General features: G+C 63.1%; 22 protein-coding genes. 17 read left to right on the forward strand and 5 right to left on the reverse strand.

What is annotated here, in order from left to right:
• Positions 1 to 14: 14 nt before the first annotated feature.
• From flaF to CRO48_RS21755, 10 genes are all read left to right on the forward strand, one after another.
• Positions 15 to 362 (forward strand): flagellar biosynthesis regulator FlaF, encoded by a 348-nt coding sequence (gene flaF / locus CRO48_RS21710; protein ID WP_097141958.1) that lies wholly within the window; start codon positions 15 to 17, stop codon positions 360 to 362.
• The gene (gene flbT / locus CRO48_RS21715; RefSeq protein WP_097141959.1) at positions 359 to 805 is read left to right on the forward strand and encodes a flagellar biosynthesis repressor FlbT; all 447 of its coding nucleotides are present in this window, start codon (positions 359 to 361) and stop codon (positions 803 to 805) included. The genes flaF and flbT overlap by 4 nt, the downstream gene beginning before the upstream one ends.
• Positions 799 to 1,215 carry a flagellar hook assembly protein FlgD gene (gene flgD / locus CRO48_RS21720; protein ID WP_097141960.1) on the forward strand — a complete coding sequence of 139 codons (417 nt, stop codon included), beginning with the start codon at positions 799 to 801 and terminating at the stop codon, positions 1,213 to 1,215. The genes flbT and flgD overlap by 7 nt, the downstream gene beginning before the upstream one ends.
• 7 nt (positions 1,216 to 1,222) lie before the next feature.
• Entirely contained in the window at positions 1,223 to 1,489 is a 267-nt protein-coding gene (locus CRO48_RS21725) for a flagellar biosynthetic protein FliQ (RefSeq protein ID WP_097141961.1), read from the forward strand.
• Positions 1,490 to 1,601: 112 nt separating this feature from the next.
• Positions 1,602 to 3,689: a flagellar biosynthesis protein FlhA gene (flhA, locus tag CRO48_RS21730; protein ID WP_097141962.1), complete on the forward strand. Its 2,088-nt coding sequence runs from the start codon at positions 1,602 to 1,604 to the stop codon at positions 3,687 to 3,689.
• Positions 3,686 to 4,435 (forward strand): flagellar biosynthetic protein FliR, encoded by a 750-nt coding sequence (gene fliR, locus CRO48_RS21735; RefSeq protein WP_097141963.1) that lies wholly within the window; start codon positions 3,686 to 3,688, stop codon positions 4,433 to 4,435. Before flhA ends, fliR begins: the two co-directional genes overlap by 4 nt.
• A 9-nt stretch (positions 4,436 to 4,444) precedes the next feature.
• Positions 4,445 to 4,843: a hypothetical protein gene (locus CRO48_RS21740; protein ID WP_097141964.1), complete on the forward strand. Its 399-nt coding sequence runs from the start codon at positions 4,445 to 4,447 to the stop codon at positions 4,841 to 4,843.
• Positions 4,844 to 5,172: 329 nt separating this feature from the next.
• Entirely contained in the window at positions 5,173 to 5,736 is a 564-nt protein-coding gene (locus CRO48_RS21745; RefSeq protein WP_097141965.1) for a rod-binding protein, read from the forward strand.
• Positions 5,737 to 5,752: 16 nt separating this feature from the next.
• Complete coding sequence (locus tag CRO48_RS21750) at positions 5,753 to 6,121, forward strand: hypothetical protein (RefSeq protein WP_097141966.1); 369 nt, start codon at positions 5,753 to 5,755, stop codon at positions 6,119 to 6,121.
• Positions 6,118 to 6,648, forward strand: a complete 531-nt coding sequence (locus CRO48_RS21755) for a hypothetical protein (protein WP_097141967.1) — start codon at positions 6,118 to 6,120, stop codon at positions 6,646 to 6,648. Before CRO48_RS21750 ends, CRO48_RS21755 begins: the two co-directional genes overlap by 4 nt.
• Before the next feature lie 83 nt (positions 6,649 to 6,731).
• On the opposite strand, the gene CRO48_RS21760 is transcribed toward CRO48_RS21755, so the two are convergent.
• A complete protein-coding gene (locus tag CRO48_RS21760; RefSeq protein ID WP_097141968.1) occupies positions 6,732 to 7,526 on the reverse strand; it encodes a WecB/TagA/CpsF family glycosyltransferase in 795 nt (264 codons plus the stop codon).
• Positions 7,527 to 7,914: 388 nt separating this feature from the next.
• On the opposite strand from CRO48_RS21760, the gene folD reads away from it, so the two are divergent.
• Entirely contained in the window at positions 7,915 to 8,814 is a 900-nt protein-coding gene (gene folD, locus CRO48_RS21765) for a bifunctional methylenetetrahydrofolate dehydrogenase/methenyltetrahydrofolate cyclohydrolase FolD (RefSeq protein ID WP_097141969.1), read from the forward strand.
• A gap of 120 nt (positions 8,815 to 8,934) precedes the next feature.
• Here folD and CRO48_RS21770 read toward each other — a convergent pair whose 3' ends face one another.
• The gene (locus CRO48_RS21770; RefSeq protein ID WP_097141970.1) at positions 8,935 to 9,978 is read right to left on the reverse strand and encodes a substrate-binding domain-containing protein; all 1,044 of its coding nucleotides are present in this window, start codon (positions 9,976 to 9,978) and stop codon (positions 8,935 to 8,937) included.
• 271 nt (positions 9,979 to 10,249) lie between these two features.
• Between CRO48_RS21770 and CRO48_RS21775 the strand changes: the two genes are divergently transcribed.
• From CRO48_RS21775 to CRO48_RS21800, 6 genes are all read left to right on the forward strand, one after another.
• Positions 10,250 to 11,608 (forward strand): ABC transporter substrate-binding protein, encoded by a 1,359-nt coding sequence (locus CRO48_RS21775; RefSeq protein ID WP_097141971.1) that lies wholly within the window; start codon positions 10,250 to 10,252, stop codon positions 11,606 to 11,608.
• Between the two features lie 102 nt (positions 11,609 to 11,710).
• Positions 11,711 to 12,721 (forward strand): carbohydrate ABC transporter permease, encoded by a 1,011-nt coding sequence (locus tag CRO48_RS21780; protein WP_176526844.1) that lies wholly within the window; start codon positions 11,711 to 11,713, stop codon positions 12,719 to 12,721.
• A 1-nt stretch (position 12,722) separates the two neighbouring features.
• On the forward strand, positions 12,723 to 13,868 hold the full coding sequence (locus CRO48_RS21785; RefSeq protein WP_097141972.1) for a carbohydrate ABC transporter permease: 1,146 nt from the start codon (positions 12,723 to 12,725) through the stop codon (positions 13,866 to 13,868).
• A gap of 27 nt (positions 13,869 to 13,895) precedes the next feature.
• Positions 13,896 to 15,548, forward strand: a complete 1,653-nt coding sequence (gene bglA / locus CRO48_RS21790; protein WP_097141973.1) for a beta-galactosidase BglA — start codon at positions 13,896 to 13,898, stop codon at positions 15,546 to 15,548.
• A 20-nt stretch (positions 15,549 to 15,568) separates the two neighbouring features.
• A complete protein-coding gene (locus tag CRO48_RS21795; protein WP_097141974.1) occupies positions 15,569 to 16,660 on the forward strand; it encodes an ABC transporter ATP-binding protein in 1,092 nt (363 codons plus the stop codon).
• A 102-nt stretch (positions 16,661 to 16,762) separates the two neighbouring features.
• Positions 16,763 to 17,179: a hypothetical protein gene (locus tag CRO48_RS21800; protein WP_097141975.1), complete on the forward strand. Its 417-nt coding sequence runs from the start codon at positions 16,763 to 16,765 to the stop codon at positions 17,177 to 17,179.
• 42 nt (positions 17,180 to 17,221) lie between these two features.
• On the opposite strand, the gene edd is transcribed toward CRO48_RS21800, so the two are convergent.
• The 3 genes from edd to zwf form a co-directional block, all read right to left on the reverse strand.
• On the reverse strand, positions 17,222 to 19,042 hold the full coding sequence (edd, locus tag CRO48_RS21805; protein ID WP_097141976.1) for a phosphogluconate dehydratase: 1,821 nt from the start codon (positions 19,040 to 19,042) through the stop codon (positions 17,222 to 17,224).
• Between the two features lie 153 nt (positions 19,043 to 19,195).
• Complete coding sequence (gene pgl / locus CRO48_RS21810) at positions 19,196 to 19,894, reverse strand: 6-phosphogluconolactonase (protein ID WP_097141977.1); 699 nt, start codon at positions 19,892 to 19,894, stop codon at positions 19,196 to 19,198.
• Between the two features lie 8 nt (positions 19,895 to 19,902).
• Positions 19,903 to 21,375, reverse strand: coding sequence for a glucose-6-phosphate dehydrogenase (gene zwf, locus CRO48_RS21815; RefSeq protein WP_097141978.1), 1,473 nt, complete (start codon positions 21,373 to 21,375; stop codon positions 19,903 to 19,905).
• Between the last annotated feature and the right edge of the window lie 15 nt (positions 21,376 to 21,390).

Raw genomic sequence — 21,390 nt, forward strand, 5'->3', positions numbered from 1 at the left:
TGAAGGGTGTCTAAATGTACCAGTTCTCGTATGTCGAGATCATGGAGGACGGTGTCGAAACCGCCCGAAGCCGGGAGCGTCAGGTTCTCGACCGTTCCCTCGACCTTCTCCGGAAGGCCGCGCAGGCAGACGGCTACGGCAAGGACACGATCGAAGCCGTCTACTTCACGCGACGCGTCTGGATTCGTTTCGTCGAGGATCTCGGCAATCCGGAGAACATGCTCGACCAGGAGCTGCGCGCCAATCTCATTTCAATTGCCATCTGGATATTGGGGGAACTCGACCGCATCCGTAAGCGCGAGTCGACGAATTTCCAGGGCATCATCGATATAACCACCATCATCAGGGATGGAATAAAATGAAGAGCACTCTGCGTATCTCACTGAAGTCGGGTGAGCGCATTTTCGTCAACGGGGCGGTCCTGCGGGTCGATCGGAAGGTCGCGCTGGAATTCCTGAACGATGTCACCTTCCTGCTGGAGAACCACGTTCTTCAGCCCGAACAGGCGACGACTCCGCTGCGCCAGCTCTATTTCATCGCGCAGATGATCCTGATCAATCCGGATGGCGCGGAGCAATCGACGGCGATCTTCCGCAAGTCGGTCATCATGCTTCTCAACTGCTTCCGCGACGAACAGGTGCTGGCCGAGCTGAAGCGCATCGACGGCCTCGTCACGCAGGGACGCGCCTTCGAGGCGCTCAAGGCGATCCGCGGGCTGTATACGATCGAGGACCGGATCCTCAACAATCATGAGCTCACGCCGGCGACGGTGGAGCAGATCCGCAAGGAGATCGCGATATGGTAGACGCAGTCGGCGCGACCACGTACTCCGGATATACCCCGGGCGCCTCGGCGACCGAATCTGGCAGCGACGCCAAGACCGCGACCTTGAACTACGAGAGTTTTCTCAAGCTGCTCGTGGCGCAGTTGAAGAACCAGGATCCCACGGAGCCGATGGACCCAACCCAGCAGATGGCGCAGCTTGCGACTTTCTCGCAGGTGGAGCAGACCATCAAGACCAACACGAACCTGGAAAGCCTCCTGCAGCGCACGTCGCTCCAGGAAGCCAATTCCGTCATCGGCCGGACGATAACGAGCGAGGATGGCAAGATTTCAGGTGTCGTCAAGGAAGTCACGTTGTATACGGATGGCATCGTGGCAACGCTTGATTCGGGCGAAAAGCTGGTCGTCGGTCCGGGCGTAAAGGTGAAGTAAATCCACTATGAATGAGGCTGACGCCCTCGATATCGCGCAGGCGGCGATCTGGACCGTGATCGTCGCGGCAGGACCTGCCGTCCTTGCGGCGATGATCGTCGGCGTCGTTATCGCCTTCATCCAGGCGCTGACCCAGGTTCAGGAAGTAACGCTCACTTTCGTTCCGAAGATCCTGGCGGTTCTGGTTACCGTCGCCATTTCTGCGCCTTTCATCGGGGCGCAGATTTCTATTTTCAGCGGCATTATCTTCTCGCGCATCGAGACCGGCTTCTAGCCCGTCAGTCTTTCGTCGACGCTGCCACCCTCGCGCAAGTTTCGCGGGATAGAGGTCGGGGCAGCATCGCGGTCCTTGCGGACCGCTCCTCTCATGACGAGACGGGACGACAATGGCACAGGTACCTTCACTCTCCATCCCCAAGGTCAATCCGAGCGGACGTGACATCGCCTTCGCGATGGGTATCGTCACCATCCTGTCGATCCTGTTCCTGCCGATCCCGCCCTTCCTGATCGACATGGGGTTGGCGTTCTCCATCGCCTTCTCGGTGCTGATCCTCATGGTGTCTCTGTGGATCCAGCGGCCGCTCGATTTCTCTTCATTCCCGACGATTCTCCTGATCGCAACGATGATCCGGCTGGCGCTGAACATCGCCACCACGCGCGTGATCCTGTCGCACGGGCACCAGGGGCATGATGCGGCCGGCAGCGTCATCGCGGGCTTTGCCGACCTCGTCATGTCCGGCGACTTCGTCATCGGTCTGATCGTCTTCCTCATCCTGATCACGGTGAACTTCATCGTCATCACCAAGGGTGCGACGCGTATCGCCGAAGTCGGCGCCCGCTTCACCCTCGACGCCATCCCCGGCAAGCAGATGTCGATCGACGCGGATCTCTCCGCGGGCCTGATCGACGAGAAGGAAGCCCAGCGTCGCCGGCGCGAACTGGAGGACGAGAGCTCTTTCTTCGGTTCGATGGACGGTGCCTCGAAATTCGTCCGCGGCGACGCAATCGCAGGTCTGATCATCACCGCGATCAATGTCTTCGGCGGTATCATCATCGGCTATTTCCGCCATGGCATGGAGATCGGCGAGGCCGCCGACGTCTTCGTCAAGCTGTCGGTCGGCGACGGCGTCGTGTCCCAGATCCCGGCACTGATCGTCTCGTTGGCGGCGGGCCTCCTCGTATCGCGCGGCAGCGCCCCCGGCTCGACGGACCAGGCGGTCGTCAACCAGCTCAGCGGCTATCCGCGCGCCCTCATGGTCGCAGCCGGCCTGATGGTGCTCTTGGCGGTCATGCCCGGCCTGCCGTTCCTCCCCTTCATGGTCCTGGGCGGCATCATGGGCTTTGGCGCATGGGCCATCCCGCGCCGCCAGGAGGAAGAAAACAAGCTGCGCCGCGAGCAGGAAGCCAAGAACGCGATGCAGACGAAGGAGGCCGACAAGGACTCGGTCAAGTCGGCCCTGAGGACCGCCGAGATCGAGCTTCTGCTCGGCAAGCAGGTCTCGACCCGCCTTCTCGGTGCCCACCAGGAACTCGCGTTCCGGGTCGGCAAGATGCGCAAGAAGTTCGCCACCCAGTACGGCTTCGTCGTTCCCGAGATCAAGGTCTCCGACGACATCTCGGTCGCCGACAAGGCCTACCACATCCGTATTCACGGCACGACGGTGGCCTCGAACATCGTTCGCGTCGGCGAGGTTCTCGTGGTGACCGGCGGCGGCCGCAAGCCGAGCGCTCCAGGCGACGAGATCCGCGAGCCCGCATTCGGCATGCCGGCCGTGTCGATCCTCGAAACCTTCGCCGACGACGTCCGTCGCGAAGGCTTCCATCCGATCGACAACGTCTCCGTCGTGCTGACGCACCTGTCGGAGGTCATCCGCAACAACCTGCCGCAGCTTCTCTCCTACAAGGACGTGAAGATCCTCATCGAGCGGCTGGATCCCGAGTACCGCAAGCTTGCCGACGAGATCTGCTCCTCGCACATGTCCTATTCCGGGCTGCAGGCGGTGCTGAAGCTGCTTCTGGCCGAACGCGTCTCGATCCGCAACCTGCACCTGATCCTGGAAGCCGTGGCCGAACTCGCACCGCACGTTCGCAAGACCGAGCAGATTGTCGAGCACGTCCGCATCCGCATGGCGCAGCAGATCTGCGGCGACCTCGCAGAGAATGGCGTGCTGCCCGTACTGCGCCTCGGCAACCGCTGGGACATGGTCTTCCACCAGGCGCTCAAGCGCGATGCAAAGGGCGAAGTCGTGGAATTCGACATCGACCCGCGGCAGCTTGAGGAGTTCAGCGAGCAGGCGACGAAAGTTATCCGTGAATTCCTCGACCGCGGAACGCCTTTCGTGCTGGTCACGTCGCCCGAATCCCGTACTTATGTGCGCATGATCATCGAACGCCTCTTCGCCACCCTGCCGGTCCTCTCACATGTCGAACTTGCCAAGGGCATCGAGATAAAGATCCTCGGCTCGATCTCATGATCACCGACCCGCAGGGCACGGTACTGGCCTTGTTCGCCGCCTTCTGTCGTGTCGGCGGATGCTTCATGCTGCTGCCGGGCTTCGCGTCCGCGCGCCTGCCCATGCAGATCCGGCTGTTTGTCGCCGTCGCAGTGTCGATGGGCATCCTGCCGATCCTCTGGGACACGATCTATCCCAGGACGCAGGGCACCACGATGGGCTACATCCAGCTGATCGGCTTCGAGACGCTGACCGGTGCCGTCATCGGCCTGATCACCCGCTACTACGTGCTGGGTCTGCAGTTCGCCGGCACGGTGCTGACGATGATGATCGGCTTCAACGCGCCGCCCTCGCAGGACGTGCTAGAGGACGCCCAGGAAAACCAGTTGACCAACCTGATCAGCTTTGCCGGCCTGATGGTGCTGTTCCTGCTCAACTTCCACCACATCGTCTTCCGGGCGCTGGTTGATTCCTATACGGCGATTCCGATGGGCGGCTTCAATCCGCAGAGCGCGCTGATTACCCTCACCGATACCCTGGTCGAGACCTTCATCATCATGCTCCGCCTGGCGAGCCCCTTCATCATCTACGGCTTGCTGTTCAACATTGCCGTGGGCCTGATCAACAAGCTTGCGCCGCAGATGCCGATCTACTTCATCTCACTGCCCTACATCATCTTCGGCGGCCTGTTCCTGGTCTATTTCGGCATCTCCTCGCTGCTGGAGATTTTCGCCACCAGCTTTGTGCCGGTCTTCGAAGGACGCTAAGGACGAACCATGACCAAGCGATCCGACAAGCTGAAGCGTCTGGTCTCCGTTCAGCGCCATCTCGAGCAGATGGCGGAGATGGACCTGGCGGCGACCACGCAGCAGCGCCAGGAGGTGACGGAGACCATGGATGCGGTCGCCGGTGCCATCAGCTCGCTCAACCCCGTTCACCGCAATTTCTCCGGCATCTACGCCGCCCAGATCGGCAAGCTGCGCCACAAGGACGTGATGCTGGCCGGTGTCCAGCAGATGCACGAAATGCGCATCATGCGCGAGCGTACGAAGGGCGATCGCCTCGAAGAGCAGATGCGCGACGCGCGTAGCGCCGAGGATCGCGAAGCGGCCGACAACGCCGTCTACGACCTCATCGACCAGCATATCGCTTATGGCGACGGCTCCGATCGCTGATTCCGTTTCGAGACAATACCGATCGCTGCAGGCAGTACTGGCCGATAGAAATCGGGTGGAGGCGCTGACGCGTGCCCTTCGGCCGGCTTTCATGGGCGAGCTTCCCGCCGGGCGCCGATCCTGGGGATGCATTTCGCGAGATCAGCCTCCCGTAAGGTTGAGAAGCGATAGTCGAATCCGAGACGAAGGATGAAAGCCCACCATCTGGGTCGTGTTCGGGTCGGCGTGCCAACGCCCATCGAGCCGGCGGTTCGGGATCTTCGCGATGAACTGTGGGCGGTCTGCCATGATGGCGGGCGGTCTCCGAGATACCCGAGAGGCAAAGAACCGTGGCAATTTCACCCCCCAGTGATCTGGTGCTTGATGTCGTGCGGGCGGCTGATCCTGCATCCGTGCAGGAGGCGCAGGCCAAGCTCAAATCCAACCGCGCGAGCTTCGAGGCGAACAGCCTTGCCGACGCGGGCGCCGGATTCGGCGCGGCCGTCGGCATCCTCAACCGCGACTCGGTTGCGTCGGCGGCGACGGGCACGAGCGGCGTTTCCGCCAACAAGGCGATGCCGGAGACCTATCGCAAATTCGAGGCCATGGTTCTGCAGAACTTCGTGAAGTCGATGCTGCCGGCCGACAGCGAAGATGTCTACGGCAAGGGAACAGCCGGCGAGATCTGGCGCGGCATGATGGCCGAGCAGATCGGCGACGTCATCTCGAAAAGCGGCGGCATCGGCATCGCCGCCAGCCTGGCCAAGGACAACGAGAAGAAAAGCGCTACCGGCGCCGACATTGCAGTGATCGATCCGAACGCGCAGCGCGTCTCGACCGCAATGGTGCAGGAGCTTCAACGCAACACATTCGCCGCCGTTGAGCGTGGCGACAACGACAACAAGACAGCTTGATCGGAGGACTAGAAAAATGGACATGGCAACGAACGATCTCCGCATCCGCACGGTATTGAACCGGCTTGAGAACATCGTTGACGCGGAGAACGCCGGTATTGGCGTCGATCCGAAGTTCGATCTGCAGACTTCCAATGCGCACAAGAGCCGCTGCCTGTATGAGCTGTCGATGCTCTCGCGCGACGTCGCCGCTGAAATGATGCCGCGCTCGTTCGGACCGCAGATGCAGAGCCTGCGTGAGAAGCTGGCCGTGAATGCGCAGCGCATCGCCGCACATCTCGAAGCCGCCCGCGCGGTCGTCCAGCTCCTCAAGGACGCCGTGCGCGAGCAGGAAGACGACGGCACCTACTCGCAGGAACAGTTCCGCCTGGGGTATCAGCCGTGATCAAACTGATCCTCACCGGCGTCTGGATCTGCGTTCTCACGCTGGGTTCGGTGTACTTCTCCATGCAGATGGCCGCCGCGCCGAGGGTCGATGATGAGGCCGCCGCCCGCGCGGCGGCGATGGAGCTCGTCAAGGGCGGGCAGGCGACGATCCCGGTCATCTCGGACGGTGCGGTGAAGGGGTATTTCCTGACGCGGCTGTCCTATACCGCGAACAAGGAGCTGGCCGCCAAGCAGGTGCTGCCGATCAACGAAGCGCTCACGGACGAGCTGTATTCGCTGCTTGTGGGCGAGCGGCTGATCGACGTCAGCAAGCTCGACCGTTTCGACGTCGATGCTTTCCGGACGCGCGTCAGGGAAGGCCTGAACAAGCGCTTCGGCGACGAGGTCATCGACGAGGTGCTGGTGGAGCAGATCGACTACATTGCCAAGGTCGAGGTCGGCGTGAAGCCGACGCGCAAGGGAACGGCCATCGTTCGAAGCGAATCTGGCGGCGAGGCTCCGTCTTCCGAAGCTTCCGGACATTGACGGCCAGGCTCCTTGCCGGACAAGAAAAGACGCCGCGTGAACAGGCCCGCGCGGCGTTTCTTATTTCCACGGTGAGAAGGCCGTCAGGCGCCGTTGTCGTTGCGCCCCAATAGCGTGCCGAATTTGTAGCGCGCGACGTGATAGAGGAAGACGGGATTGCCGACGACATAGCGGTACCACAGCCGGTTCGGCTCCTGTGCCAGCCGGAAAAGCCATTCCAAGCGCAGCTTGCGCATGCGGGCCGGGGCCCGCGGAACGCGGCCGGCGACAAAATCGAACAGGGCGCCCACGCTGATCACCAGCCGCGCATGGCCGGGCGACACATAGCGGTCGATCCATTTTTCCTGCACCGGCGTGCCCATCGCCACCAGCAGGATGTCGGGCGCAAGCCGCCGGACTCTCTCGACTACGGCATCGGATTCCTTCTTGTCGAAGAACCCGTCGGAAATGGCATGGAACTCGTGCCAGGGCGTGTGTTCGCGGAACTTCTGCGCAGCGAGCTGCAGCACCTCCTGTTCGGCGCCGATCAGCGCGACGCGCTTCGGTTTCGCCATATAGGTGAGCAGAGCCGGCACGAAGTCGGTGCCGTTGAGATTGGCGGGGAAGGAGCTGCCGTGAAAGACCTGCGAGGCGATGTCGACCCCATGCCCGTCTGGCAGCACGATCTGGCGCTCGAGCGCGCTTCGATATTCGTCGTCGCGCAGCATCAGGTTGGCGTTGTTGGCGTTCAGGAACGCGATCGTCGTCTGCCCGATCGGCATTTCGGCGAGGCCTGAAACGAAATCGAACGCGCCGGCCCAGTCGAGATCGCACACGGGAAGACCCAGGATATCGCGCTGCGACGCCTTTATGACGGTGGAACGGGACTGAACGTTCATCGCACGTCCCTCCGCCAGGCTTGTCCTGCGACAGCTACTGCGAAGCGCGTTTTCCGGCCGGAGACGAGAAATTCAGGCATTGCTGCAACGATCCTTCATGCATCGCAATGCGTGTATCAGCTCCGGCTGAAGGGTGCTTTAAGTTGATCGCTAAAGATCGAGCGCGCACGTTCATGCTTCTTTAACCTGCACCCTTTGCAAGGCGACCCGGCAGGCCTTCGCAAAGGGTGGCGATCGGCGTAAGAGAAGGCGGCTCTATGCTGCGCTCAGCGCCGAGCGGTTTTACTCGTGCTTGCAAAGTTCGATTCGGGACAGCATAGGACGCTTTGAGGCCAATACCGGCGCCGACTGGACATTAGATTTTCGCGAAGCCCGCGAGGAGAAGAAAGTGACCACCATTATCGATGGGAAGCAGGTTGCCGCTTCCGTGATTGAGGCGGTGAAGACCGCCGCCCGGAAGCTCGAGCAGGAGGCAGGCGTCAAGACGGGGCTGGCGGTCGTCATCGTCGGCGACGATCCGGCAAGCCACGCCTATGTTTCCTCCAAGAGCCGCATGGCCAAGGAATGCGGTTTCACCTCCATCCAGCACACGCTTCCGGAGGAGACGACGCAGGAGGAATTGGCGGCGCTCGTCGAAAAACTGAACGCCGACGAAACGATCCACGGTATCCTCGTGCAGTTGCCGCTGCCGAAGCATCTGAACTCCGAACCGATCATCCAGTCGATCCTGCCCGAGAAGGACGTGGACGGGCTGCATGTGGTCAACGCCGGCAAGGTCGCGACCGGTGATCTCGAGGGCGGCCTCATCTCCTGCACGCCCGCCGGCGCCATGGTGCTGGTTCGCGGCATCCGCGGCGATGATCTGTCCGGCCTGAACGCTGTCGTCATCGGCCGCTCGAACCTGTTCGGCAAGCCGATGGCCGCCCTTCTCCTGAATGCCAACGCCACCGTGACCTCGGCCCATTCGCGCACCAAAGACCTCGCTGCCACCTGCCGCAACGCCGACATTCTGGTCGCCGCCGTCGGACGGCCGCAGATGGTGAAAGCGGATTGGGTGAAGCCCGGTGCGACGGTGATCGACGTCGGCATCAACCGCGTTCCCGCGCCGGAAAAGGGCGAGGGCAAGTCCCGCCTCGTCGGCGACGTCGCCTTCGACGAATGCGCGAAGGTCGCCGGCGCGATCACGCCGGTGCCCGGCGGCGTCGGCCCGATGACGATCGCGATGCTGATGGCCAATACGGTGATCGCCGCCTACCGCAAGGCGGGGCTCAAGCCGCCGCGGTTCTGACCACGGCGAGCATGGACGGCGCGGGGAAGAAGCAGCCCCGCGTCGGATGCGGGCGACGAAGCCGTTGCAGCCGCATTTTCTGGCGCCGGCAACGCCGCGACCGCCCCCGCCGCCCGCGCGCTATCGTGGAGCAGGACCGGTCGAGGCGCGAACGATCAGCTCGGCCTTCCACAGTTCCTGCTCGGGCAGGGTCTCCAGATTGAGGATGCGGGATATCAGCCGCTTGGCTATCCGCGAACCCGCGGTCCGCAGCGACGAGCGCGTCGTCGTCAGCGGCACGCTGAAATTCTCCGGCTTCAGCATCGGCAGGACGTCGTCATGGGCGATAAGCGAGACGTCCGAGCCGATCTTCAATCCGGCCTGGTTGAGCGCCCGGACGGCGCCGAGTGCAAGCACGGTACTCGAGCAAAGAACCGCCGTCGGCCGCTCGGCAAGGGCGAGGAAGCGCTGCATGCCGCGATAGCCGTGCTCGTCCGTCATCGCCGAATGCTGCACGCAGGTCTCCTTGAGCGTAAGGCCCGCCTCAGCCTCCGCCAGCGCACGCTCCACGCCCTTCTTCCGGCGGATTGCAAAGGCCAGGTGTTCCGGGCCGTTCAGAAGCGCGATGCGCCGGTGCCCCAGTTGCACCAAAAGCTTCGTCGCGTCGTGGAAGGCAGCGGTGTTGTCGATGTCGAGGAAAGGATAGTCGAGCGGCGTGCCGATCGAGCGGCCGTGCACGAGAAACGGAATCGACAGCGACTTGAGAAGGGCGATGCGCGGATCGTTCACGCGCATGTAGGCGATGAAGAGCGCATCGACGTTACCGCTCGCCACAAGCCGCCTGCAGGTGGCCTCCTCGTCGTCGGGATGGCTCGGATTGATAACGAAATGGAAATCGTGCCGGACGGCCTCGTCTCCGAGGCCGGCGAGGAATTCGCCGAAATGGACGTCGGAATCGTGGCCGTCCGCAGTCGGCATCACGAGCCCGATCGAGCCGGCACGGCCCGTCGCCAGCCGCTGTGCCGCGCGGTTCGGTCTGTATCCGGTCTTGCGCACCGCATCGAGGACACGTTGGCGTGTCTCCGCGTTCACCTCCGGATACCCGTTGAGCGCCCTGCTCACCGTCGTCTGCGACAGGCCGAGCAACTCCGACAATTGCTTGAGGTTCACATCCCTAGCCTTCATGATTCCAAGCGCTTTGGAAGCCTCCCGTTCCAGGCGCGGAAACCATCTAGCATCAGCCGTTCTTCCTGTGAAAGGGAAATTGAATGTTTGCGCCGCAAAAGCCGTGCTGCGGCGCGTGGAATCGGGAACGCTCTCCCCGCATTGACGGAAGTCGCTTGACGAAAAGCCGCCGATAGGGAATTCTTGCCGCTCAAAGCGCTTTGAAAGGCGCGGAAGTTTGCGAACCGGAGGAGCTCGCAGACGCGGGCGGGCCAACAAGGGAGGAAATCACGTGAGAAAGACACTGCTGACGACGGCAGCGCTGGTGGCGCTTTTTGCTGGGAGTGCCGGTGCGGCCGATCTGAAGTTCAAGCCGGGCGAGGATTCCAGGTTCAACTGGTCGAGCTTCGAGGAGTTCAAGGCCGGCCACGACCTGAAGGGCCAGACGCTTACCATATTCGGTCCCTGGCGCGGCGAGGACGAGGCGCTGTTTCGCAGCGTCTTCGCCTACTTCACCGAAGCCACCGGCGTCGAGGTGAAGTATTCGTCTTCCGAGAACTACGAACAGCAGATTGTCATCGACACGCAGGCCGGCAGCCCGCCGGATGTCGCCATTCTCCCGCAGCCGGGCCTGATCGCCGACCTCGCCTCCAAAGGCTACCTGACCCCGCTGGGCGACGAAACCAAGACGTGGCTGATGGAAAACTATGCCGCCGGCCAGTCCTGGGTGGACCTGTCGACCTACAAGGACAAGGACGGCAACGCCCATCTCTTCGCCTTCCCCTACAAGATCGATGTGAAGTCGCTCGTCTGGTACGTCCCCGAGAATTTCGAGGACGCCGGCTACGAGGTTCCCAAGACCATGGAGGACCTGAAGGCGCTGACGGAACAGATCGTCGCCGATGGCGGCACTCCGTGGTGCATCGGTCTCGGTTCGGGCGGGGCGACCGGCTGGCCGGCGACCGATTGGGTGGAGGACCTGATGCTGCGCACCCAGACGCCGGAGACCTATGACAAGTGGGTGACCAATGCGATTCCCTTCACGGATCCGGCTGTCACCGGCGCGATCGACGAATTCGGGTGGTTTGCCAAGAACGACAAGTTCGTGGCCGGCGGTGCCGCCGCCGTGGCCTCGACCGACTTCCGCGACAGCCCCAAGGGCCTCTTCTCATCACCGCCCAAGTGCTACCTGCACCACCAGGCTTCGTTCATTCCTTCCTTCTTCCCGGAAGGAACGGTCGTCGGGCAGGATGCGGACTTCTTCTACATGCCGCCCTATGCCTCCAAGTCGGATCTCGGCAACCCGGTGCTGGGCGCCGGAACGCTGGCGATGATCACCAAGGACACGCCTGCCGCGCGCGCCTTCTTCGACTTCCTCAAGACCCCGATTGCCCATGAGGTCTGGATGGCGCAGTCCAGCTTCCTGACGCCCTTCAAGAGCGCCAACCAGGAAGCCTACGCCAACGCGCCGATGAAGAAGCAGGGCGAGATCCTCCTGAACTCGACGACCTTCCGCTTCGACGGATCCGACCTGATGCCCGGAAAGATCGGTGCCGGCGCCTTCTGGACCGGCATGGTCGATTTCGTCGGTGGCAAGTCTTCCGCGGATGTCGCCGACGGCATCCAGAAGGCGTGGGATGCCATCAAGTAGTCGAGGCTGCCGGCGCCGCAAGGCGCCGGCCACAGTCGTGGCCCGGCGTTGCAATCGGGCCCGATCACCCGAGACAGGCCTTGCGCTCCGGAGGAGGGGACCTTGAACCAGCTGGTGTTTGCCATCGTCACGATGCTTGCGGGCGTGCTTGCCTGCGCCTTCTACTTCTTCGCGACCAACTGGATCCTGGACGCCATCTTTCCGTCCAAGGGCCTGTCCGGTGCGAAGGCCTCGCAGAACCTGAGAACCACGAACGCGATCCGCCCGTGGCTGTTCATGCTGCCCGCGCTGCTGGCGCTGGCGATCTACCTGGTCTATCCGGTCTTCGAATCCGTCCGCCTCAGCTTCCATGACCGTTCCGGGGAAAACCTCGTCGGGCTTTCGAACTTCTTCTGGATGCTCAGTGACGGCGAGTTCCGCCAGTCGATCTTCAACAACTTCCTCTGGCTGCTGGTGGTGCCGGCGCTTTCGACCTTCTTCGGCCTCGTCATCGCCGCGCTGACGGACCGGATCTGGTGGGGCAACATCGCCAAGACGCTGATCTTCATGCCCATGGCGATTTCGTTTGTCGGTGCCGCCGTCATCTGGAAGTTCGTCTACGACTATCGTGCCGAAGGCAGCGAGCAGATCGGCATCCTCAACGCGATCGTCACCTATTTCGGCGGCTCCCCGGAGGCGTGGATCACGCTACCCTTCTGGAACAACTTCTTCCTCATGGTCATCCTGATCTGGATCCAGACCGGCTTTGCGATGGTGATCCTGTCTGCCGCCCTGCGCGGGATTCCGGAGGAAACGCTGGAGGCCGCCGTCATCGACGGGGCCAACGGGCTGCAGATCTTCTTCAAGATCATGATCCCGCAGATCTGGGGCACGATTGCCGTCGTCTGGACGACGATCACCATTCTCGTGCTCAAGGTCTTCGACATCGTGCTCGCCATGACCAACGGTCAGTGGCAGACGCAGGTGCTCGCCAACCTCATGTTCGACTGGATGTTCCGGGGCGGCGGCGATTTCGGCCGGGGGGCGGCGATCGCTGTCGTGATCATGGTCCTCGTCGTGCCGATCATGATCTGGAACATCCGCAACGCCATGCGCGAGACGGGAGGCCACTGAGATGTCCGGAGCTACCAGATCCCCGCTCTCCATCGTCGTTCACCTGTCGGTCCTGCTGCTCGTCGCCCTGTGGACGCTGCCGACGGCGGGCCTGTTGATCTCCTCCCTGCGCGACAAGGACCAGCTCGCCGTCTCCGGCTGGTGGACGGCCCTCTCGACATCGACACAGAACCTCGTCTACCGCGCCCCTTCTCCGGAGACGCAGGTCGAACGCGACGGCAAGTTCGTCGTGGCCGGCAATGTGATGGAAGGCCAGCAGGCAGAGGTGTCGGCCTTCGGCTTCAACAGCCGCGAGCCCGCAGCCTTCCAGCCGGGCGAGACTGTGCAGATGAATGACGGCGAGCGGCTGACCGTGCAGGCGGACGGCACTTTCGAGATCGTCTCGGACACCCGCATGGAAGGCACGCGCGGCCAGCGCATCTTCTTCACCGCCGCCATACCGCCGCGGTTCACGCTCGACAACTATCGCGAGGTGCTGCGCGCAGAAGGGATCGGCCAGTCCTTCATCAACTCGCTGACGGTCGCGATCCCGTCGACGATCATCCCGATCCTGGTTGCGGCCTTCTGCGCTTACGCGCTGGCCTGGATGCGGTTTCCCGGGCGCGCGATCCTGATCGCAGTCGTCGTGGGCTTGCTCGTCGTGCCGCTGCAGATGTCGTTGATCCCGCTTTTGAAACTCTACAACGGCGTCGGGGCCTTCCTCGGCGTGCCGGCAAAGACCTATGTCGGCATCTGGCTGGCGCACATGGGCTTCGGCCTGCCGCTCGCCATCTATTTGCTGAGAAACTATATGGCCGGCCTGCCCAAGGAGATCATGGAATCCGCAAGGGTCGACGGGGCGAGCGATTTCGACATCTTCGTCAAGATCATCCTGCCGCTCTCCTTCCCGGCATTGGCGTCGTTCGCCATCTTCCAGTTCCTCTGGACCTGGAACGACCTATTGGTGGCGATCGTCTTCCTCGGCACCGGCAACGACGAACTGGTCCTCACCGGCCGCCTGGTCAACCTGCTCGGCTCGCGCGGCGGCAACTGGGAAATCCTGACGGCGTCGGCCTTCATCACCATCATCGTCCCCCTGATCGTCTTCTTCGCCCTGCAGCGCTACCTCGTGCGCGGCCTGCTGGCCGGGTCGGTCAAGGGCGGCTGACGCACAACGCAAACACAGGACCTACAGATGACGACGACGAATGCATCCCTGCCTGCGGTCGACAAGGACTGGTGGCGCGGCGCGGTGATCTACCAGATCTATCCGCGATCCTACCAGGACACCAACGGCGACGGCATCGGCGACATGAAGGGCATTGCCGAACGCCTGCCCCACATTGCCTCGCTGGGTGTGGACGCGATCTGGATCTCACCCTTCTTCACCTCGCCGATGAAGGATTTCGGCTACGACGTCTCCAACTACGAGGACGTCGATCCGATCTTCGGAACGCTTGCGGATTTCGATGCCGTGGTCGCCGAGGCGCACCGGCTCGGCATCCGCGTGATGATCGACCTCGTCCTGTCGCATACCTCCGACAAGCACCCCTGGTTCGCGGAAAGCCGGTCGAGCCGGGCGAATGCGAAGGCGGACTGGTATGTATGGGCCGATTCCCAGCCGGACGGCACGCCCCCGAACAACTGGCTGTCGATCTTCGGCGGTTCGGCCTGGCAATGGGACCCGACCAGGCTGCAGTACTACATGCACAATTTCCTGACGTCGCAGCCGGACCTGAACCTGCACAATCCGGAGGTACAGGACGCATTGCTGTCTGTCGCCCGCTTCTGGTTGACACGCGGGGTCGACGGCTTCCGGCTGGATACGATCAACTTCTACTTTCACGACAGGGAACTGCGCGACAATCCTTCGCTCGCACCCGAACGGCGCAATGCCCAGACGGCACCCGCGGTGAACCCCTACAATTACCAGGAACATCTCTACGACAAGAACCGGCCGGAGAATCTCGAGTTCCTGAAGCGCTTCCGCGCGCTGATGGACGAGTTTCCGGCGATTGCAGCCGTCGGCGAGGTCGGCGACAGCCAGCGCGGCCTCGAGATCGCCGGCGAATATACCTCCGGCGGCGACAAGATGCAGATGTGCTACGCCTTCGAGTTCCTGGCGCCGGACGCCCCCACGCCTGGGACGATTGCCGACGTGCAGCATGCGCTCGAGCGGTCGGCTCCCGACGGCTGGGTCTGCTGGGCCTTTTCCAACCACGACGTCGTGCGCCATGTCAGCCGCTGGGGCGCAGGCGTGGCCGATCACGCGGCACACGCCAAGCTCTTGGCGTCGCTGCTGATGTCGCTGCGCGGCTCGGTCTGCATCTATCAGGGCGAGGAACTGGCGTTGCCGGAGGCGGAGCTCGCCTATGAGGATCTGCAGGATCCCTATGGCATCCAGTTCTGGCCGGATTTCAAGGGGCGCGACGGCTGCCGCACGCCGATGCCCTGGGACGGTGCCGCCATCAATGGCGGCTTTACCACGGGGAAGCCTTGGCTTCCGGTCCCTTCGGCGCATCTGAGTGCAGCGGTTTCCGAACAGGAGAAGGACCCGGCTTCTGTGCTCAACCACTACCGCCGTTTCCTCGCCTTCCGCAGGCTGCACCCAGCCCTTGCCAAGGGCGAGATCGAGTTCGCGCCCGCAAAAGGCTCCGTGGTTTCCTTTGTCCGCAGTCACGGCAACGAGCGCATCCTCTGCCTGTTCAACATGGGCGGCGAAGCGTGCGAAGTGGACCGTCCGGCCGCACCCATGGAGATCTTGGAAGGCCACGGCTTTGACGGCAGACTGAAGGACACCACGATCGCGCTGGACGCATGGGGCGCGTTTTTCGCCCGGTTCGCATAATCAGAAGAAAGGGGAGCAGCATGACCGGACTGGTACTCAAGGACATCCGCAAGTCCTATGGCGCGGTCGACGTGATCCACGGGATCGACCTCGACATCAAGGAGGGCGAGTTTATCGTTTTCGTCGGCCCGTCCGGCTGCGGGAAGTCGACGCTTCTGCGGATGATCGCCGGTCTGGAGGACATCACCGGCGGCGACATGATGATCGATGGGGAACGGGTGAACGACGTGCCGCCCTCCAAGCGCGGCATCGCCATGGTGTTCCAGTCCTATGCGCTCTACCCGCACATGACCGTGTACGACAACATGGCGTTCGGCATGCGTATCGCCAAGGAAAGCAAGGAAGAGATCGACCGCCGAGTACGGTCCGCGGCCGAGACCCTGCAGCTGACCAAGTATCTCGACAGGCTGCCAAAGGCGCTTTCCGGCGGGCAGCGGCAGCGCGTGGCGATCGGCCGCGCCATCTGCCGCAACCCGAAGGTCTTCCTGTTCGACGAGCCCTTGTCCAATCTCGACGCGGCGCTGCGCGTCGCCACCCGCATCGAGATCGCCAAGCTGTCCGAACGCATGGCCGGCACGACGATGATCTACGTCACGCACGATCAGGTCGAGGCGATGACGCTGGCGGATCGGATCGTCGTGCTCTCGGCCGGGCACATCGAGCAGGTGGGCGCGCCGCTGGAACTCTACGAGCGCCCCGCCAACCTCTTCGTCGCCCGCTTCATCGGCTCGCCGGCGATGAACGTCATTCCGGCGAAGATCGTGGCGACCGGCGATGCGACCACCGTGGAGCTGAAGGGTGGCATGAAGACGACGCTGGACATCGCCACGCAAGATGCCGAGCAGGGCAGGGATGCGAGCTTCGGCGTCCGTCCGGAAGACCTGCAGATCACCATGGGCGACGACTTCCTGTTCGAAGGAACGGTGTCTATCGTCGAGGCCCTGGGCGAGGTGACGTTGCTCTACATAGAGGGCCTGGTCGAAGGCGAGCCGATCATCGCGAAGATCCCCGGCATCCGCGCCGTAAAGCGTGGCGACAGGGTGCGTTTTTCCGCCGAGCGCAGCAAGCTTCACCTCTTCGACAAGGATGGACGCAGCTATCGTGCGCTGTAGTGATCCGGAACAGGGTGTGGATTCTGGTGATCCGCATTCAACCCCATCTTAAGGGTTTTTCTCCTAGCTTCCGAGGCACAGGGAAGGCTTGGGAATACCGAAATGAGCATGCAGTTCTTGCAGCAGCGTACGAACTACCTGAACAAGGAAGAATCCTTCATGTACGACCGGGAAAAGACTTTCCCGATGGAGGATACCTGTAACGAGGCTCGCCTCGAGTTCACGGAAAATGGCGGCATCGTCAATCTTGTTTCCCGGCGCTGCCAGATCATCAAGCTCTCGCGCAGCGGTGCGATCCTGAAGATGACGACCAAGTTCAACTTGCCGAAAAACTTCTATCTCGACATTGTCAGTGCCCGCATCCCGATGATCGGCTGCCTCGCACAGCGCGTTCACGCCAACGATATCGTCGAGGCGCGGTTCCTTCGGCTGCTGGCCGATAAGGACCTGAACCGCGCCTTCGTCTATTCGACCCATCCAAACCATCGCAACCGCACGCTGGACATCTACGGCGGCTGACGCGCAGTCCCGCATTTACATGCTGGAATGAGCCAGGCGCCCTCAGGCGAACAGGACGCTCGCGCCCTGGTCCGCCGGGCCGGCAATGGCGCGGAACGAGGCAAACAGCTCGCGCCCCATTCCGAATTCGTTGGCGGAGAGATCCGCCGTCGCCGGTGGCCGGGCCGCGAAGGCGGCCGCATCCTCCAGCACGTCTATTGTCCCCTTGACGGCATCCAGCCGGATCAGGTCTCCATCGCGGATGCGGGCGATCGGGCCGCCGTCGATCGCCTCGGGCGTGACGTGGATTGCCGCCGGCACCTTGCCGGATGCGCCCGACATGCGACCGTCGGTCAGCAGCGCCACGGTCTGCCCGCGGTCCTGCAGGATGCCGAGAACGGTCGTCAGCTTGTGCAGTTCCGGCATCCCGTTGGCCTTCGGGCCCTGGAAGCGGACGACGGCGATGAAGTCGCCCTTCAGTTCGCCCGCCTTGAAGGCTGCATTCAGCTCCGCCTGGTCGTGGAAGACCTTGGCCGGCGCCTCGATGACGTGTCGCTCCGGCTTCACCGCCGAGGTCTTGATGACCGCCTTGCCGAGATTGCCGGACAGCATCTTCAGCCCGCCCGTGTGCTGGAACGGATGCTCGGTGCTGGCGAGCACCTTCGGATCGTGGCTGACATGCGGTGCCGGCTCGCGGCGCACATTGCCGTCCCCGCCCAGCCTGGGCTCGATCGTGTAGGCATTGAGGCCCTGGCCGTAGACGGTGCGCACGTCGTCATGCAGATATCCGGCCTTGAGCAGTTCCTTGATGAGGAAACCCATGCCGCCAGCCGCGTGGAAATGGTTCACGTCGGCAAGCCCGTTCGGATAGACGCGCGCCAGCAGCGGCACGATGTCGGAGAGCTCGGAGATATCCTGCCAGGTCAGAACGATGCCCGCCGCGCGCGCCATCGCGATCAGGTGCATGGTGTGGTTGGTCGAGCCGCCGGTCGCGTGCAGTCCGACGACGCCGTTGACGATCGAGCGCTCGTCGATCATTTCGCCGGCCGGGGTGAACTCGTTCCCCTGCGCCGTGATGGCTAGCGCGCGCTTTGACGCTTCCTTGGTCAGCGCATCACGCAGTGGCGTGCCGGGATTGACGAAGGAGGCGCCGGGCATATGGAAGCCCATGATCTCCATCAGCATCTGGTTCGAATTCGCCGTGCCGTAGAACGTACAGGTACCAGGCCCATGATAGGACTTGGACTCGGCATCCAGAAGTTCGTCGCGGCCGACCTTGCCCTCGGCAAACAGCTGGCGCACCCGCGCCTTCTCGTCGTTGGGCAGGCCGGAGGTCATGGGGCCGGCGGGGATGAACACGGCGGGCAGGTGCCCGAACGTCAGCGCGGCGATTGTCAGGCCCGGGACGATCTTGTCGCAGACACCAAGGTAGACGATCGCGTCGAACATGTTGTGCGAAAGCCCGACGCCGGCCGCCATTGCGATCAGGTCGCGCGAGAAAAGCGACAGCTCCATGCCGGGCTGGCCCTGGGTGACGCCGTCGCACATGGCGGGCACGCCGCCGGCGACCTGAGCCACGCCGCCGGCCTCGTGAGCCGCCTGCCGGATCAGCGCAGGGTAGGTCTCGAACGGCTGATGCGCCGAAAGCATGTCGTTGTATGAGGTGATGATGCCGAGATTGGGGACGCGGTCGCCTGCCAGCGCCGTCTTCTCGGCGGGGGAACAGACCGCAAAGCCGTGCGCGAGGTTGCCGCAACCGAGGACGGAGCGGTGTACGCCCTTGGAAACGGCGGCGCGAACACGATCCAGATAGGGCTCGCGAAAGGGCTTCGAACGCTCGACGATTCTGGCAGTAATGGCTTCAATACGGGCATCGGCGGACATGGGATTATCCTGATTTCGCTCGTTTGCAATGGTCACGCGCCATCGAAACGCCCTCACGGGCGGTCCGATGCGTAAAGCCTGCGGGGTGCGATGTGGCACCCTTCGGCTGTTGCCTTGTGCCGGGCGCAACCGCCCGCAAGGCAGAGATGGGCGCTACGGCGCCCAGTAGACGTCGACGGGCGTGGCAGCCCGGCGCAGGACCGCCCGCACCGGCATGTCTTTCTCCTCGCCATCGGCAAGTGCGTTTTCCAGCGTGTCCTTCTTTGCCTGTCCCTCGATATGCAGCACGAGGAACCGGGCGTCATGCAGGCTGGAGAACGTCAGCGTCAGCCGGGTCTCGCCGGCACCTTCGGCTTCCATGGTGATCACGCCGCGCGGCGTGCCGCTCGAAAGCGCCTCTGCCAGGCGGTCGCCGCCGGGGAAGAAGGAAGCGGTGTGCCCGTCATTGCCCATGCCGAGGATGACCACATCGAAAGGGGCGGGCAGGCTTGCGATGGCGGTGCTTGCAAGCTTTGCCGCCTCGTCCGCGGTGGCCGCGGCGTGATAGAGCGGCAGGAACCGCGCGCTGGCAGCCTCGCCCTGCAGCAGGTTGTCGGCGACAAGCAGGTGGTTCGAGCGCGGATTGTCAGCTGGCACGAACCGCTCGTCGACCAACGTCACGGTGACCTTCGACCAGTCGAGCTTGTGCGCCGACAGCGCCTTGAAGAACCGTTTCGGCGTCGAGCCGCCGGAAACGGCGATGGTTGCCGCGCCGCGTTCGGCGATCGCGACCTTCAGCACCGAGGCGACGGCTTCGGCCAGATTTTTCGCCAGCGAGGCGGCATCGGCGAATTCGTGGGTTTTCGTTGCCATGCCCCGCCTCAGCTTTCGTGCCACGTGCGGCCGTCGCGTTCGATCAGCGCGATGGCTTGGCTCGGGCCCCAGGTGCCGGCGGTGTAGCCCTGCGGCGTCTGTCCGGTGCTGTCCCACGCCTTGAGGATCGGATCGACCCAGCGCCAGGCCGCCTCCACCTCGTCGCGGCGCATGAACAGCGTCTGGTTCGAACGCACAACGTCCAGCAACAGCCGCTCATAGGCATCGGCGTTACGCGTTTCGAAAGCCTCGGCGAAGGTCATGTCGAGCGAGACGTTGCGCAGCCGCATGCCGCCCGGACCCGGATCCTTGATCATCAGCCACTGCTTGACACCCTCGTCCGGCTGGAGCCGGATGATCAGCTGGTTGGCCTCGATGCGGCCTGCGGCCGGTTCGAAGATCGAATGCGGGATCGGCTTGAAGGTGATCACGATCTCGGAGACGCGGCTCGCCATACGCTTGCCGGTGCGGATATAGAAGGGCACGCCGGCCCAGCGCCAGTTACCGATCTCGGCCTTGATGGCAACGAAGGTCTCGGTGTTGGAGACGCCGCCCTCGAGCTCTTCGAGATAGCCCTTGACCGGTCCCCCGGCAGAGGCGCCTGCGCGGTACTGTCCGCGAACCGTCAGCCGCTCGACATTGTAGTCGTCGATCGGCTTCAGCGCGCGCAGCACCTTCAGCTTCTCGTCGCGCACGGCTTCGGCGTCCATCGATGACGGCACTTCCATGGCCACGAGGCAGAGCAACTGGAGAATATGGTTCTGCACCATGTCGCGCAGCGCGCCGGCCTTGTCATAGTAGCCTGCACGGCTTTCCAGCCCGACCGATTCTGCCACCGTGATTTGCACGTGGTCGATATGGGCGGAGTTCCACAGCGGCTCGTAGAGGGCGTTGGCAAACCTTAGCGCCATCAGGTTCTGCACCGTCTCCTTGCCGAGATAGTGGTCGATCCGGTAGATCTGGTCTTCGCGGAACACCCGGCCGATCGTATCGTTCAGCGCGGTGGCCGACGCCAGGTCGCGGCCGATCGGCTTCTCAACGACGATGCGGGTCTGCTTGGTGATCAGCTTGTGGTCGCGGATTTTCTCGGCGATCTCGCCGAAGATCGCGGGTGCGACGGCCAGATAGAACGCGCGCACGCGATCCTTGCCCTCATCGAGGATCTTCTTCAGATCGTCCCAGCCCTGCTCGGACTTGGCGTCGACCGAGACGTAGAACAGCCGGTCGGTGAAGATCTTGACTTCCTTGTCGTCGAACTCGCCGGGCTTGAGGAATTCCTTCAATGCCTTGGTGGCGAACTCACGATAGGCTTCGTGTGTCATGGCCGCGCGCGACGCGCCGATGATGCGCGTCGGATCGGTAAATTGGCCCGCGATCTGCCGGTGATACAGCGCCGGCAGGAGCTTGCGTTCGGCGAGGTCACCGGTGCCGCCGAAGACGACGTAGTCGAACGGCTCCACGGGGATGATTTGGCTGCTCATTGCAATTCTCTATCT

Origin of the sequence: Rhizobium subbaraonis (genome assembly GCF_900220975.1) — a bacterium.
GTDB classification, from domain to species: Bacteria; Pseudomonadota; Alphaproteobacteria; order Rhizobiales; family Rhizobiaceae; genus Mycoplana; species Mycoplana subbaraonis.